The organism is Jannaschia sp. W003 (assembly GCF_025144335.1).
Classification (GTDB): domain Bacteria; phylum Pseudomonadota; class Alphaproteobacteria; order Rhodobacterales; family Rhodobacteraceae; genus Jannaschia.
On sequence record NZ_CP083539.1, the window covers coordinates 892,402 to 906,761 of the forward strand.

At 73.2% G+C, this 14,360-nt stretch carries 11 protein-coding genes; 3 read left to right on the forward strand and 8 right to left on the reverse strand.

Annotated elements, in window-relative coordinates; genetic code table 11:
* Nucleotides 1-49 precede the first annotated feature (49 nt).
* Both K3554_RS04260 and K3554_RS04265 read left to right on the forward strand, forming a co-directional pair.
* Nucleotides 50-2,548, forward strand: coding sequence for an FAD-dependent oxidoreductase (locus K3554_RS04260; RefSeq protein WP_259943926.1), 2,499 nt, complete (start codon nucleotides 50-52; stop codon nucleotides 2,546-2,548).
* A gap of 242 nt (nucleotides 2,549-2,790) precedes the next feature.
* A complete protein-coding gene (locus K3554_RS04265) occupies nucleotides 2,791-3,240 on the forward strand; it encodes a hypothetical protein (protein ID WP_259943927.1) in 450 nt (149 codons plus the stop codon).
* Here K3554_RS04265 and K3554_RS04270 read toward each other — a convergent pair.
* Nucleotides 3,237-3,872, reverse strand: a complete 636-nt coding sequence (locus K3554_RS04270) for a class I SAM-dependent methyltransferase (protein WP_259943928.1) — start codon at nucleotides 3,870-3,872, stop codon at nucleotides 3,237-3,239. The two genes, K3554_RS04265 and K3554_RS04270, sit on opposite strands and share 4 nt — an antisense overlap.
* Before the next feature lie 299 nt (nucleotides 3,873-4,171).
* On the opposite strand from K3554_RS04270, the gene K3554_RS04275 reads away from it, so the two are divergent.
* The gene (locus tag K3554_RS04275) at nucleotides 4,172-4,786 is read left to right on the forward strand and encodes an NYN domain-containing protein (protein ID WP_259945787.1); all 615 of its coding nucleotides are present in this window, start codon (nucleotides 4,172-4,174) and stop codon (nucleotides 4,784-4,786) included.
* 32 nt (nucleotides 4,787-4,818) lie between these two features.
* Here K3554_RS04275 and K3554_RS04280 read toward each other — a convergent pair whose 3' ends face one another.
* From K3554_RS04280 to xdhA, 7 genes are all read right to left on the reverse strand, one after another.
* Complete coding sequence (locus K3554_RS04280; protein ID WP_259943930.1) at nucleotides 4,819-5,907, reverse strand: BMP family ABC transporter substrate-binding protein; 1,089 nt, start codon at nucleotides 5,905-5,907, stop codon at nucleotides 4,819-4,821.
* Between the two features lie 34 nt (nucleotides 5,908-5,941).
* Nucleotides 5,942-6,868, reverse strand: coding sequence for an ABC transporter permease (locus K3554_RS04285; RefSeq protein ID WP_259943932.1), 927 nt, complete (start codon nucleotides 6,866-6,868; stop codon nucleotides 5,942-5,944).
* Between the two features lie 16 nt (nucleotides 6,869-6,884).
* Nucleotides 6,885-8,006: an ABC transporter permease gene (locus K3554_RS04290; protein WP_259943933.1), complete on the reverse strand. Its 1,122-nt coding sequence runs from the start codon at nucleotides 8,004-8,006 to the stop codon at nucleotides 6,885-6,887.
* A gap of 171 nt (nucleotides 8,007-8,177) precedes the next feature.
* Nucleotides 8,178-9,692, reverse strand: a complete 1,515-nt coding sequence (locus K3554_RS04295; RefSeq protein WP_259943935.1) for an ABC transporter ATP-binding protein — start codon at nucleotides 9,690-9,692, stop codon at nucleotides 8,178-8,180.
* Entirely contained in the window at nucleotides 9,689-10,570 is an 882-nt protein-coding gene (xdhC, locus tag K3554_RS04300) for a xanthine dehydrogenase accessory protein XdhC (protein ID WP_259943937.1), read from the reverse strand. Before xdhC ends, K3554_RS04295 begins: the two co-directional genes overlap by 4 nt.
* The gene (xdhB, locus tag K3554_RS04305) at nucleotides 10,567-12,903 is read right to left on the reverse strand and encodes a xanthine dehydrogenase molybdopterin binding subunit (protein ID WP_259943939.1); all 2,337 of its coding nucleotides are present in this window, start codon (nucleotides 12,901-12,903) and stop codon (nucleotides 10,567-10,569) included. Before xdhB ends, xdhC begins: the two co-directional genes overlap by 4 nt.
* A complete protein-coding gene (xdhA, locus tag K3554_RS04310) occupies nucleotides 12,900-14,279 on the reverse strand; it encodes a xanthine dehydrogenase small subunit (RefSeq protein WP_259943941.1) in 1,380 nt (459 codons plus the stop codon). Before xdhA ends, xdhB begins: the two co-directional genes overlap by 4 nt.
* Nucleotides 14,280-14,360: the final 81 nt, after the last annotated feature.

A 14,360-nucleotide genomic window follows, 5' to 3' on the forward strand; every position in this document is an offset into this window, starting at 1 on the left:
CGCCGCAAGCTCGGTGCAAGAACCCCCCGAGCAGCGGGGAGACGGCGCCATGAAGACCAACGTGAGAGCCCTCGTGGTGGGCGGCGGCGCCGTGGGCACCGGGATCGCCTACCACCTCGCCAAGGCCGGCTGGGACACCATGCTCCTGGAGCGCGACGAGCTGACCTCCGGCTCCACCTGGCACGCCGCGGGCCTCCTGCCGCTCTTCAACATGAGCTACGCCACCAGCCACATCCACGCCCACTCGGTGGAGTTCTACAAGGGCCTCGAGGCCGAGACCGGCCTCAACCCCGGCTTCAGCGTCGTCGGCAACCTGCGCATGGCCCAGACCGCCGACCGCATGGACGAGTACGCCCTATATGCCGCCACTGCCGAGACCGTGGGCATCCCCCACGAGTGGCTCACCCCCGCGGACATCAAGGAGCGCTACCCGCTCCTGCGCACCGAGGACCTGCGCGGCGCGATCCTCCACCCCACCGACGGCTACATCAACCCCGCCGACGTCACGATGGCCATGGCCAAGGGCGCGCGCCAGCACGGGGCCACCATCGAGCGCCGCTGGCAGGTCGACGGCTTCGAGTGGACCGGCTCGGAATGGCGCGTCACCGTCACCAAGATGGCCGAGCGCGGCGGCAACCTCGTGCCCACCGAGGAGCGGGAAGTCATCACCGCCGAGCACGTCGTCACGGCCACCGGCAACCACGCCCAGCGCACCGCGCGGCTCCTGGGCATCCGCTCCCCGGCTGTCGTCGTCGAGCACCAGTACGTCGTGACCGAACCCGACCCGGCCCTCGTGGAGTGGCGCAAGGCCGGCAACCCCCAGCACCCGGTCCTGCGGGATGCCGACGCCAAGTGGTACGTGCGCGAGGAGCGCGGCGGCTGGATCCTCGGCCCTTACGAGCAGAACGCCCCCGCCCGCTTCCCCTACGGCGTGCCCGACAGCTTCCGCGCCGACCTCTTCCCGCTCGACCTCGAGCGGATCGAGGAGGAGTACCTCAGCTTCATCCACCGCATCCCCTCGTCCGAGCACTGCGGCCTCAAGGACGACTTCAACGGCCCCATCTGCTACACCCCCGACGGCAACCCGCTGGTCGGCCCGGCGCAAGGCCTGCGCAACATGTGGCTGGCCGAGGGCTTCAGCTTCGGCATCACCGCGGCGGGCGGCACCGGCCACTACCTCGCGCAGATGATGACCGAAGGGGAGGCCGACATCGACATGGCCTCGCTCGACCCGCGCCGCTTCGGCCCGTGGACGACCACCGAGTACGCCATGCGCAAGAACGAGGAGTGCTACGACCACGTCTACGTGCTCCACCACCCCGACGAGGAGCGCCCCGCCGCGCGCCCCCTCAAGACCGCGCCCTGCTATGAGCGCGTGAAGGCCCGTGGCGCCCAGTTCGGCTGCGTGAACGGGTGGGAGCGGCCCAACTACTACGCCCCCGGTGCGGACGGCGACTTCGACCTGAAGTCCCGCTCCTTCCGCCGGGGCGCGTGGTGGAAGCATGCGAAGGACGAGGCCACGGCCATCCGCGAGACCGCCGGCCTGATCGACGCCACCGCCTTCGCAAAGCACGTGCTGCGCGGCCCGGGCGCCGCGGCCTTCCTCGACTGGTTCACCACCAACCGCCTGCCGAAGGTGGGCCGCATCAACCTCACCTACGCGCTGACCGGGGCGGGCACGACGCGCACCGAGTACACCATCGTGCGGCTCGCCGAGGACACCTTCTACCTCGTCTCCGCCGGCGCCTGGCAGGCCTACGACGGCGACCACCTCGCCAAGGCCGTGAACGACAATGTCGCGCGCTTCGGGCCGATGCACCTCGACGACGTGACCGGGCGCCACGGCGTGTTCGCGCTGGCGGGGCCGAACAGTCGTGCGATCCTCGCCGAGCTGATCCGCGACGCCGAGCCCGAGACGGCCCTGTCGAACAAGCGCTTCCCTTGGCTCTCGCAGCGCCGGATCGAGCTCATGATGTGCCCCGTGAACGCCATCCGCGTCGCCTACACCGGCGAGCTGGGCTGGGAGCTGCACCACCCCATCGAGATGCAGAACTACCTGTTCGACCGCCTCATGGAAGCGGGCGAGCGCCACGACCTGCGTCTCGTCGGCGCCCGCGCCCAGAACTGGCTGCGCCAGGAGAAGAGCTACCGCGCCTTCGGCACCGAGCTGGGCCGCGACGCTACCCCGCTCGAGGCCGGGCTGGACCGCTTCGTGGACCTCTCCAAGGACTTCCACGGAAAGGCGGCGATGCAGGAGACCGGCATCCGCTCGCGCTGCGTCACGGTGCTGGTCGACGGCCCCAAGGACGCCGATCCCTGGGGCCGCGAGGCGCTCTACGCGGAGGACGGCACGCGGGTGGGGCGCCTCACCTCGGGCGGCTACTCCGTGGCCTTCGGCAAGTCGATCGGCATGGGCTACGTCCGCCCCGACCTCGCCGCGCCAGGGACCCGGCTGAAGGTCCGCATGCAGCGCGCGCTGTGGGACGTGGAGGTGACGGAGGACAGTCCCTACGATCCCCGCAACGCGCGCATCCGGGCGGACGGGTAGGGGGCTCCGCCCCCCGCGCTGCGCGCTCCCCCCGAGGTATGTCGGAAACGAAGACGGGGGCGGTGGAGACGACCCCGCCCCGGCCCTGAGCCGGGGCCTCGGCCCACCACCGGCGCCCCGCTCCGCAACGAAGCACCGACCCCAGTCAGAGGCCCCGGAGCAAGTCCGGGGCGCGCAGAGCGGAGTGGGGCACCCCGACCCCCCCCCTCGATCCACCGCCCCGCCACCCCACATCCCCCCGAATGCGCCGCACCGCCTTCGCCCTCGCCGCCCTCCTCCTCGCGGCCCTCGCCGCCGCCGGCCTCCGCCGCGCGACCGGCGTGCACGTCTCCGGCGACGGCGCCCCGGCGCTCGCCGCCCTCTCCACGGCCCCCGCCGGGACCGCCGCCGTCGAACTCGTGCTCCTGCGCCGATGGCAGAACCTAGAGGCCCTGCCGGCCCTCCGCCGCCTCTGCCGCGCCGCCTGCGACGGCACCGCGCCGGTGGTCCGCCTGCGACAGCCCTCGCCGCGCGGCCTGCGGACCGTCGTGCTCGTGGACGTGGGCGCGTTGGGCGCGGGCGTGGCGCTGGACCGGGGCGCGCCGCTGCCCGCGCCGGTGGCCCGCTGCCTCGCCCGCGCCGCGGAGCGCGGCGGCACCGAAGTCTGCGGCCACGCCCCCCGCACCGCTTGGCGCCTGCCCTTCGGCCTCTAGCCCCCGCGCCGCGCGAGCAGGAGGAGGTTGTTGGCCGGCATCTCCCGCCGCTCCACCGCGAAGCCCAGCACCGAGAGTACGCCCTCGACCACCTCCACCTCCTTGAACCCGATCTCCGGGTCCTGCGCCCGGAGCGTGGCGTCGAAGGTCCGGTCGCCCGCGCTGGTGGCCCGGCCGCCGCGAAGGAACGGGCCGTAGATCGCGAACAGCCCCCCCGGCGCCACCGCCCGCGCGCCCTCGTCGAGCAGTACCGCCATCTCGCCCTCGGACACGAGGTGCAGGAGGTTCACCACCCACAGCGCGTCGACCCGCAGCCCCTCGGCCCAGCCCGGCGCGCAGGCGTCGAGGGCGCGGGCCTCGGCCACGTTGGGCAGGCCCGCGCAGCGCCGGTCGATGGTGCGGCGGCGCTCGGGGTCGGGCTCCGTGGGCTGGATCGACAGCGCGGGCCGCGCCGCGGCCACCGCGGCGGCGTGCTGCCCCGTCCCCGAGGCCAGCTCCAGCGCCACGCCGCCGCAGGGCAGGGCGGGCAGGAGCGCCGCGAGGATCGGCGCGAGGTTGCGCTCCGCCGAGGGCGCATGGAGCAGGCCCGCCCCGTCCCGCGCGGCGCCGTCGGGCAGGTCGAGCCGCCTCACCGCCGCGGCCGCCGCGCCGCATCGGTCGCCGCCGCACGCCCGGGGCCCGACGCGGCACGTGCCGGCGCCCCGGCGAGGAGGAAGTCGCAGTCCATCGCCGAGTGGTGTCACACCGCCCCCCGCGCGGACAAGCGCGGGGTTGCGCGGTTGGGGGGAAGCGGGGCGTTTCCGCCGCCCGGCAGCCGCACTTCCGCCACGGGCGCCTGCGGGAATGGGGCCATGCGCCATTTCCGTGATCCCGCCCCCGCGTCGCCCTCTTCGTCGATGGGGAGAACGTCTCGCCAGTCCATGCAGAGGCCATTGTCGCCCGTGCGAGGGCCGCCGGCGATCTCAAGGTGGCACGCGTCTACGGAAACCTGACAGAACAGCCTAGCTGGCGCAGTGATGCGTCCTTGATACCGGTCTACACCTTCGTAGGGCCGAACTCCGCCGACATTCGACTGTGCATCGACGCGGTCGACCTCTTCAACCGCGGTCGCTTCGACACGGCCGTGATCGCTTCGTCCGACGGTGGACTCGCGCATCTCGCCGCCTTCCTCCGCGAAGCGGGAGCAGTGGTGCTCGGGTTCGGTGCGACGGAGTCCCCGCGCCTAAGAGCGCAGTGCAGCGAGTTCAACGTGCTCGCCGAGCAACAGAAAGGGTCGGAACCGAGCCCCCTGGCGCCCAAGCCCGAACAGGAAGGACGCATCGACAGGCTACTCGTCGACTGCCTGGCGCATCACAAAACCCTCCGGTTGTCCGTCGTCGGTGAGGAGCTGAGGAAGCACGGCCTTCTCGCCTTCGTCCGCGATTGCGGAGGAGCCAAAACCTACTTCGCCAAGCGCACGGACCGCTATCGGATCAAGGGCGAGGGAGGTGGTGCACTGCTCTCGCTCGCAGCACTCGCGCCGGGAACGAAAAAGGGCGCCCCGTAGGACGCCCCTCTCCAATCTCCATCAACCCGAGCTCAGTTCGGAATGTCGCCCGTGATGCCCTCGACGTAGAAGTCCATGCCCAGCAGCTCGCCGTCCTCGGCGACCTCGCCGTCGGCCAGCCACTCGGACCCGTCCTGCTTGTTGATCGGCCCCGTGAACGGATGGTACTCGCCCGCCGTGATCGCCTCGATCATGGCCTCGGCCTCGGCCTTGGCCTCCGCGGGCACCACGTCGGTGATCTCGCCGATCACCACCTCGCCCTCGGGCATGCCGCCCCACGAGGCGCCCTGCTCCCACGTCCCGTCCATCACGGCCCGCACGCGCTCGATGTAGTAGGGCGACCAGTCGTCGATGATCGAGGCCACCCGCGGCATCGGCGCGAAGGCCGACATGTCGGAGGCCTGCCCGAAGGTGTAGATCTTCGCGCCGTTCGCGTTGGCCTCCTGCGCCGCCGCGTGCGGCGCCGTGGAGTCGGTGTGCTGCAGGATCACGTCGACGCCCTGGTCGATCAGCGCCTTGGCGGCATCGGCCTCCTTGGCGGGGTCGAACCAGGTGTAGGCCCACACCACGCTCATCTCCACGTCGGGGTTCACCTTGGCGGCGTGGAGGTAGGTCGAGTTGATGCCCTGGATCACCTCGGGGATCGGGAACGAGGCGATGTAGCCGATCTTGTTCGACTCGGTCAGGTGCCCGGCCAGGGTGCCCAGCACGGCGCGGCCCTCGTAGAAGCGGGCATCATAGGTGGCGACGTTCGGGTGCTCGCGCTTGAAGCCGGTGGCGTGCTCGAACTTCACGTCCGGGAACTTCTCGGCCACGTTGTTGGTGGGGTCCATGTAGCCGAACGAGGTGGTGAAGATGATGTCGGCGCCGCCCAGGGCCATCTGGGTGATGACGCGCTCGGCGTCGGCGCCCTCGGGCACGTTCTCCTGGTAGACGGTCTCGACGGCGTCGCCGAACTCCTCCTCGACGGCGAGGCGGCCCTGGTCGTGCTGGTAGGTCCAGCCGCCGTCGCCGATGGGTCCGACGTAGACGAAGCCCACCTTCGTCTTGTCGTCCTGCGCGAAGGCCGGGACGGCGAGGCCGAGGGCGATGGTGCCGGCCAGCAGTGCCTTGAGTGTCATGTCTGTCTCCGTGTCGGTGAGTGGATCGCCTCTCTCAGGCGGAGGCGTGGAACGGTCGCGCGAGGTCGGCGGGGGCGTCGCCGCCCCGCTCGCGCCGGCGGGATATGACCACGAGCACGAGGATGGTGACAAGGTAGGGGGAGGCCGACAGCAGCTCCACGGGGATGCGCGCGCCGGCCGCCTGCAGGTTGAGCTGCAGCACCGTGATCCCGCCGAAGAGATAGGCGCCCACCAGCGCCCGGCCCGGCCGCCACGAGGCGAAGACCACGATGGCCAGCGCGATCCAGCCCGCGCCCGCGGTCAGCCCGTCGGTCCACTGGGGCACGCGCACGAGGGAGAGGTAGGCGCCCCCGAGGCCTGCGCAGGCGCCGCCGAAGGCGATGGCGGCCAGGCGCACGGCGCGCACGGGGTAGCCCAGCGCGTGGGCCGCCTCGGCGCTCTCGCCCACGGCGCGCAGGATCAGGCCCGCGCGGGTGAGGCGCAGGAAGGCCCAGACGAGGAGCACGAGGAGGAGGCTCAGGTAGACCACGGGATCGTGGCTGAAGAGCACGCGCCCCACCACGGGCAGGTCCGACAGCGGCCCGAGGTCGACGCGCGCCAGCCCCGGCCCCTTGATCCCGACCCAGCCCTGCCCCAGCAGCGAGGCCAGCCCGAGGCCGAACAGCGTGAGTGCCAGTCCGGTCGCCACCTGGTTCGACAAGAGCACCTGCGTCAGCACCCCGAACACGAGGGCGAGGGCCGCGCCCCCCAGCACGGCGGCGCCGAAGCCCAGCCAGACCGACCCGGACGACGCGGCGGCGATGAAGCCCACCACGGCGCCGGTGATCATCATGCCCTCGACGCCGAGGTTCAGCACGCCCGAGCGCTCGGCCACCAGCTCGCCCAGGGCGGCCAGCAGGATCGGCGTCGAGGCCACCATCAGCGAGGCCACGAGCAGGACGGGGTCGATCGAGCCGGTCATCGCGAAGCCTCCGAGGTCATTCCGCCGGCTCGCCCACGCCGGGGGCGGGCTGCTCGCGCACGGGGCCGGCGCGGCCCATCCGCACCCGGAAGTGGGTCAGCACGTCCACGGCCAGCAGGAAGAACAGCAGCATCCCCTGGAAAGCCGAGATCGCCGCCACGGGCAGCCCGAGGTTGGTGGCCGCGTTGTCGCCGCCGACGTAGGTGAGGGCCATCAGGAGGCCCGCGAGCAGGATGCCCACGGGGTGCAGGCGCCCGAGGAAGGCCACGATGATCGCGGTGAAGCCGTATCCCGTGGCGAAGTCGATCGAGATCTGCCCCGCCGGCCCCGTGACCTCGAACAGGCCCGCGAGGCCCGCGAGCGCGCCCGAGGTGCCGAGGCAGAACACCGTGAGCCGCCCCGGCGAGACCCCCGCGAAGCGGGCCGCCCGCGGCGCCGCCCCGGCGAGGCGCACGTGGAAGCCGAGCTGGTGCTTCGCCAGCAGCGCGTAGGCCGCGATTACCGCGGCCACGGCGGCAACCACGCCCCAGTGGGCGCCGGTGCCCGCGATCAGCTCGGGGTTGGCGGAGGCGTCCCAGCGCGCGAGGTTGCGCGAGCCGGGAAAGCCCACCGCGTCGGGGTTGCGCAGCCAAGACACGGCGGCGGAGGCGAGCAGGTTCTCGGCCACGTAGACCAGCATCAGCGAGACCAGGATCTCGCTGGTGCCGAAGCGCACCTTCAGGAGCGCGGGGATCATGCCCCAGAGGAACCCCCCCAGCGCGCCGCCCGCCACCATCAGCGGGAAGATCAGGGGCGAATCCGACGGGTAGAAGGCCAGCCCGAGCGCGGCGCCCACGATCGCGCCCACGATGTACTGCCCCTCGGCGCCGATGTTCCAGATGCCGGCCCGGAAGCCTAGGGACAGGCCCACCGCGATCAGCACGAGCGGCGCGGCCTTCACCAGGAGCTGCCCGCGGAAGTACCAGGCGAACTCCCCGAACACCGGCTCCCAGAAGATCGCGCGGATGGCAGCCACGGGGTCCTTGCCGAGCGCGGCGAACATCAGCCCGCCCGCCACCAGCGTCAGCAGCACCGCCACTACCGGGGAGGCCGCGGCCCATGCGCGCGACGGCGACGGGCGGCGCTCCAGGCGGATCATGACACCCCCCCCGGGGGCTCCGCCCCTCCCTCATCTTGCCGAAAATACCTCGGGGTCGCCTTCGGGCGCCATCGGTTCGAGCCCGAAGGCGACGGCGGAGCCCCGGCGCTCTCCGTATGCACGAGGGGTGCACGGGGGGTGCACGGGGGGTGCATCCGCATTTCCGCACCCTCACGCATGCGCCGGCTCCAGATCGTGCGCCCCGCCGAGCATCAGCCCGATCCGCTCCAGCGTCAGGTCGGAGGTGGGGACGGGGGCGCTCAGACGCCCCGCGTTAAGCGCGCAGAACCGGTCCGAGACCTCGAGCAGCTCGTCGAGATCCTGCGAGATCACGACGACGCCCGCGCCCTCGGCGGCGAGGTCCACGAGCGCCTGCCGGATCGCCGCGGCGGCGGCGGCGTCCACGCCCCAGGTGGGCTGGTTCACCACGAGAACCCGTGGATCCTGAAGCACTTCGCGGCCGATCACGAACTTCTGGAGGTTGCCGCCCGAGAGCGAGCGGGCGGCGGCCGACGGCCCCGGCGTGCGCACGTCGAAGCGGGCGATCACCTCCTCGGCGAAGCCCCGGGCGCGGCGCCAGTCCACCAGCCCGCCGCGCACGATGCCGCGCCGGGCGGCGCCGGTCATGGCGGCGTTCTCGGTCAGCGACATGTCGGGCGCAGCGGCGTGTCCCAGCCGCTCCTCGGGCGCAGCCAGGAGGCCCGCCCGCCGCCGCCCCGTCGGCCCCATGCGCGACACGTCCTGCCCTTCCAGAACAACGGTTTGCGCCTGCGTGCGGCGCTCGCCGGAGAGCGCGGCGAGCAGCTCGTCCTGCCCGTTCCCGGCCACGCCGCCGATGCCCAGCACCTCGCCCGCGCGAAGCGCGAAGGCCACGTCGCGCAGAGCCGTTCCGAACTGCGAGGGCGGCGGCAGCGACAGGTCCCGCACGGCCAGGATCACGCCCCCCGCCGCGTGGGCGCGCGCCTTCGGCGCGGCGAGCGCGCTGCCCACCATGCGCTCGGCCAGCTCGCGCGCGGAGGCCTCGCGCGGGTCGCACTCGCCCACCATGCGGCCCCCGCGCAGGATCGTGGCGGCGTCGCAGAGGGCGCGGATTTCCTCCAATTTATGAGAGATGTAGAGGATCGCCGTGCCCTCGGAGGCCAGCCGCCGCAGGGTCGAGAACAGGATCTCCACCTCCTGCGGGGTCAGCACCGAGGTCGGCTCGTCCATGATCAGGAGGCGCGGGTCCTGCAGCAGGCAGCGCACGATCTCGACCCGCTGGCGCTCGCCCGCCGAGAGGTCGCCCACGCGCCGGCCGGGGTCGAGCGGCAGGCCGTAGGCCTCGGAGACCTCGCGGATGCGCCGCGCCAGCGCGCCCATGCGCGGCGGGTCCTCCATGCCGAGGCCGACGTTCTCGGCCACCGACAGCGCCTCGAACAGCGAGAAGTGCTGGAACACCATGGCCACGCCGGCGGCGCGCGCGGCGCGGGGGTCGGCGGGGGCGTAGGGCCGCCCGTCCAGCCGCATGGTGCCCGCGTCGGGCTTCACCAGCCCGTAGATCGCCTTGACCAGCGTGGACTTGCCGGCGCCGTTCTCGCCCAGCAGGGCGTGGATGCCGCCGGGCGCCACGCGCATCGACACGCCGTCGTTGGCGACGACGCCGGGATAGCGCTTGGTCAGGCCGTCGATGGCGAGGAGCGGCGTCACGCGGCGGACCCTTCCGGTTGTGCGGCTGCGGCGGATTGCCGCGACAGTAGAGCCGCCGCGACGCCCACCGCAATGGCCTGGGGGTGCTTTCCCAGGGCCGGGTCGCCGATAGGACACGCGATGCGGGCGATGGCGTCGTCGCCGTGGCCGAGCGCGCGCAGGCGGCTGCGGAAGCGGGCCCACTTGGTGGCCGATCCGATCAGGCCGCAGGCGCGGAAGCCGCGGGCGAGGGCGGCGTGGCAGAGGGCGAGGTCGATCTCGTGGCTGTGGGTGAGGACGAGGTGCTCGGCGTCCTCGGGCGCGCGTGCCATCAGGCGGGGCGGATCGGCGGCGACGAGGCGGGCGACGCCTTCGGGGATGCGGTCCGGGAACCGGTCCTCGGCCACGTCGATCCAGGTGACGGCGAGGTCGGGCAGGGGGGCGACGACCGCCACCAATGCCCGGCCCACGTGCCCGGCGCCCCAGACCCAGAGTGCGCGGGCGGGGACGCGGGCCGTCTCGCGCATCCAGCCGTCGCGCAGGCCCTCGAAGGGGGCGGAGGGCGCGGGCCGGTCGCCCTCGACGCGGCGGAGCCAGGGGTCGGGGGGCATCGCCTTCAAGCGTTCGACCACCAGCGTCACGGCGCCGCCGCAGCATTGGGCGAGGGCGGGGCCGAGGGGCATCCGCTCCACGCGTGTGCGCCCGTCGGCGAGTGTCTCGCGGGCCAGCGCCAGCGCCCGCCACTCCAGCGCGCCGCCGCCGATGGTGCCGTCGAAGCCCCCGTCCCAGACCCGCATCTCGGCGCCCGCCTCGCGGGGCACGGAGCCGCGGGTCTCGGCCACGGCGACACGAGCCACGGGGCCGCGGGCGAGGGCGGCTTCCAGCGCCGCCCGGTTCACCGGCGGAGGGTCCGCAGCAGCCGCTCGGGCGTGGCGGGGGCGTCGAGCGAAGGATAATCCGCGCGCGTGGCCGCGACCGCGTCGGACAACGCCAGGAACGCGCTGATACCGTGCATGAAGGGCGGCTCGCCAACGGCCTTGGAGCGGTAGATGGTCTCCTCGCGGTTCGGCGCATCCCACAGGTGGACGTGGAACGCCTCGGGCGCGTCGGAGGCGCAGGGGATCTTGTAGGTCGAGGGCGCGTGGGTGCGCAGGCGCCCCTTCGCGTCCCAGACGAGTTCCTCCATGGTGAGCCAGCCGTAGCCCTGGATCAGCCCGCCCTCGATCTGGCCGACGTCGAGGGCCGGGTTCAGCGAGGCGCCCGCGTCGTGGAGCACGTCCGTCCGCAGGAGGCGGTTCTCGCCGGTCGCCACGTCCAGCACGACCTCGGAGCAGGACACGCCGTAGGCGAAGTAGTAGAAGGGGCGGCCCCGTCCGGCGGCCCGGTCCCACTTGATCTCGGGCGTAGCGTAGAAGCCCGTGGCCGAGAGCGGCACGCGCCCCGCGTAGGCCTTCGCGGCGGCCTCGTCGAAGCCGTAGTCGGCGCCGGCCACGCGGACGCGGTCGTCCTCGAAGCGCACGCTCGCAGGGTCGGCCTGATGCTCGGCTGCCAGGAAGTCGGCGATGCGCGCGCGGATCGCGTCGCAGGCGCGGGCCACGGCCATGCCGTTGAGGTCGGCTCCCGAGGAGGCCGCGGTGGCCGAGGTGTTGGGCACCTTCATCGTGTCGGTCGCGGTGATCCGTACGCGCGCCGGGTCGCATCCGAAGCGCGCGGCGGCGACCTGCATGACCTTGGAATGGAGCCCCTGGCCCATCTCGGTCCCGCCGTGGTTCAGGTGCACCGAGCCGTCGGCGTAGACGTGCACCAGCGCCCCCGCCTGGTTGAGGTGGGTGAGCGTGAACGAGATGCCGAACTTCACCGGCGTCAGGGCGATCCCGCGCTTGAGATGCGCGTTCGCCGCGTTCCAGTCCCGCACTGCCGCCCGCCGCTGCGCGTAGTCGCAGCGCGCCGCGAGATCCTCGGTCATGGCATGGAGCGGGAAGTCCGTGACGTCCTGCCCGTAATGCGTGGTCCCCGTCTTGCCGGCGCCCGTCTTTGCTTCGGAAATACCTCGGGGGTCCGGGGGCTGGCCCCCGGCGCCCTCCACCCCCGCCTCCGGGTAGTAGTTCAGCCGCCGCACCTCCAACGGATCGCGCCCGACGGCGTGGGCCACGTGGTCGAGCACCCGCTCGATCCCCAGCATCCCCTGCGGCCCCCCGAACCCCCGGAAGGCCGTCGCCGACTGATGGTTGGTGCGCAGCCGCCAGGAGGTGATCTCCATGGCCGGCACGTCGTAGGCGTTGTCGGCGTGGAGCATGGCCCGGTCAGCCACGGGCAGCGACAGGTCCTGTGACCAACCGCAGCGCACCCAGTGGCGGAAGCGCACCGCCGCGAGGCGGCCGGCGTCGTCGAAGCCCGCCTCGTAGGCGATGCGGAAGTCGTGGCGCTTGCCGGTGACAACGAAGTCGTCGTCGCGGTCGTAGCGCATGCGGCAGGCCCGGCCGGTCAGGCGCGCGGCGAGGGCGCAGGCGATGGCCAGCGCGTTCCCCTGGCTCTCCTTGCCGCCGAAGCCGCCGCCCATGCGCCGCACCTCGGAGCGCACCGCGTGCATGGGCACGCCGAGCGCGTCGGACACTTTGTGCTGGATCTCGGTGGGGTGCTGGGTCGAGGTGACCACATGGCAGTCGCCCGCCTCGCCGGGCATGGCGAGCGCGGCGTGACCCTCGAGGTAGAAGTGCTCCTGCCCGCCGATCTCGATGGTGCCCTCGACGCGGTGCGGCGCGGAGGCCAGCCCCGCCGCCACGTCGCCCCGGCCCCAGCGGCGGGGGCCGCCGTCGAACCAGCTCTCGGCGGCGAGGGCGTCCTCGACCGTCAGGATCGGCGCCTCCTCGGTCACCGTCTCGCGGTGCAGGCGCGCGGCGGCGCGGGCCTCGCGGTGCGAGCGGGCGACCACGAGGTAGAGCGGCTGGCCGGCGTAGTGGATCGGGCCGGTGCAGAGCAGCGGCTCGTCCCCGAGGCTGGGCGAGCAGTCGGGCATGGGGTCGAGGTCGGCGGCCTCGATCACCGCCACCACGCCGGGGGCGCGGCGGACGGCGTCGAGGTCTAGCGCGTCGAGCGTGCCACGCGCGGTCTCCGACAGGCCGAAGGCGAGGTGCAGGCACCCCTCGGGGGCGGGCACGTCGTCGGTGTAGCGCGCCGCGCCGGTTACGTGGAGGCGGGCGCTCTCGTGGGGAAGCGGCTTGGCGACGGTCACGGGCGCACCTCCAGGATCGACGGGGCGCCGGAGCGCTCGCGGAACGCGCGCAAGAGCATCCCCTCGCAGGCCATGAGGCGGTATTCGGCGGAGGCGCGCATGTCCGAGAGGGGCTGGAAGTCCTCGGCGAAGAGGGGCGCGGCGGCGGCGAAGCTGGCCTCCTCGAAGGGCTGGCCCTCCAGCGCCGCCTCCACGGCGCGAGCGCGCGCGGGAATGCCGGCCATGCCGCCGAAGGCAACGCGCACGCCGCGGAGCGTGCCGTCCTCCACGGGCAGGCGGAACGCGCCGCAGACCGCCGAGATGTCCTGGTCGAAGCGCTTGGACAGCTTCTGCACCGACAGCGCGTCGGGCTGGCGGGGGATCGTGACGCGCTCAACGAACTCGCCGGGGCGGCGATCCTGCTTGCCGTATTCGAGGAAGAAGTCCTCCAGCGGCATCGCCCGCCGCTCGTTCCCGCGTCGCAGGTGCAGCGTGGCGCCGAGCGCGATCAGCGGCGGGGGGCTGTCGCCGATGGGCGACCCGTTGGCGACGTTGCCGCCCAAGGTAGCGGCCGAGCGCACCTGCACCGAGCCATAGCGGCGCAGGAGCTCCGCGAAGGCGGGGAAGTGGGGGGCGAGGGCGTGGCGCAGGGTCTCCATATCGGTGAGGGCGCCGATCTCGATGGCGTCGCCGGTGACCTCGACGCCGCGCAGGTCGTCGCAGTCGGCCAGGAAGGCGACCGGGCCGAGGTCGCGGAACTGCTTCGTGACCCAGAGGCCGACGTCGGTGGCGCCGGCGACGAGGGTGGCGTCGGGGTTGGCGAGATACCAGTCGGCGAGCGCGTCGGCGGATGTGGGGCAGGCGGGGGCCGGCCCCCGCGCCCCCGAGGTATTTTCGGCAGGATGAGGGAGGGGGGCGTCGCGCATGTGGTCGGGGACCGGGAGGTCGGCGGCGGCCTCGGCGGCGCGCAGGATGGGGGCGTAGCCGGTGCAGCGGCAGAGGTTGCCGGCGATCTGATCGGCGTGGTCGGTCCGGCCGTTGAGGTGCGCGCAGGCCATCGTGGTGACGAAGCCGGGGGTGCAGAAGCCGCACTGCGACCCGTGGTGCTCGATCATGGCCTCCTGCACCGGGTGCAGCGTGCCGTCGGGCGCGGCGATGCCTTCGACGGTGCGGACCGCGCGGCCGCGGAGCTGGGGCATGAAGAGGATGCAGGCGTTCAGGGGGCGAGCGCCGCGCGCATCCGTGACGACCACCGAGCAGGCGCCGCAGTCGCCCTCGTTGCAGCCCTCCTTGGTGCCCGTCAGGCCGCGGGCGCGCAGCCAGTCGAGAAGGGTGACGGTGGGGTCGTCGATGCGGGCCGTGACGGCCTCGCCGTTGAGGCGGAACGGGATCTCCATGGAAGTGGTCCGCCGCGTTACCGGTCCGTCCCGTGGCTCCCCCCCGATGCGGCGTAGGGGGGGCGGGTGCGGTCCACTAGA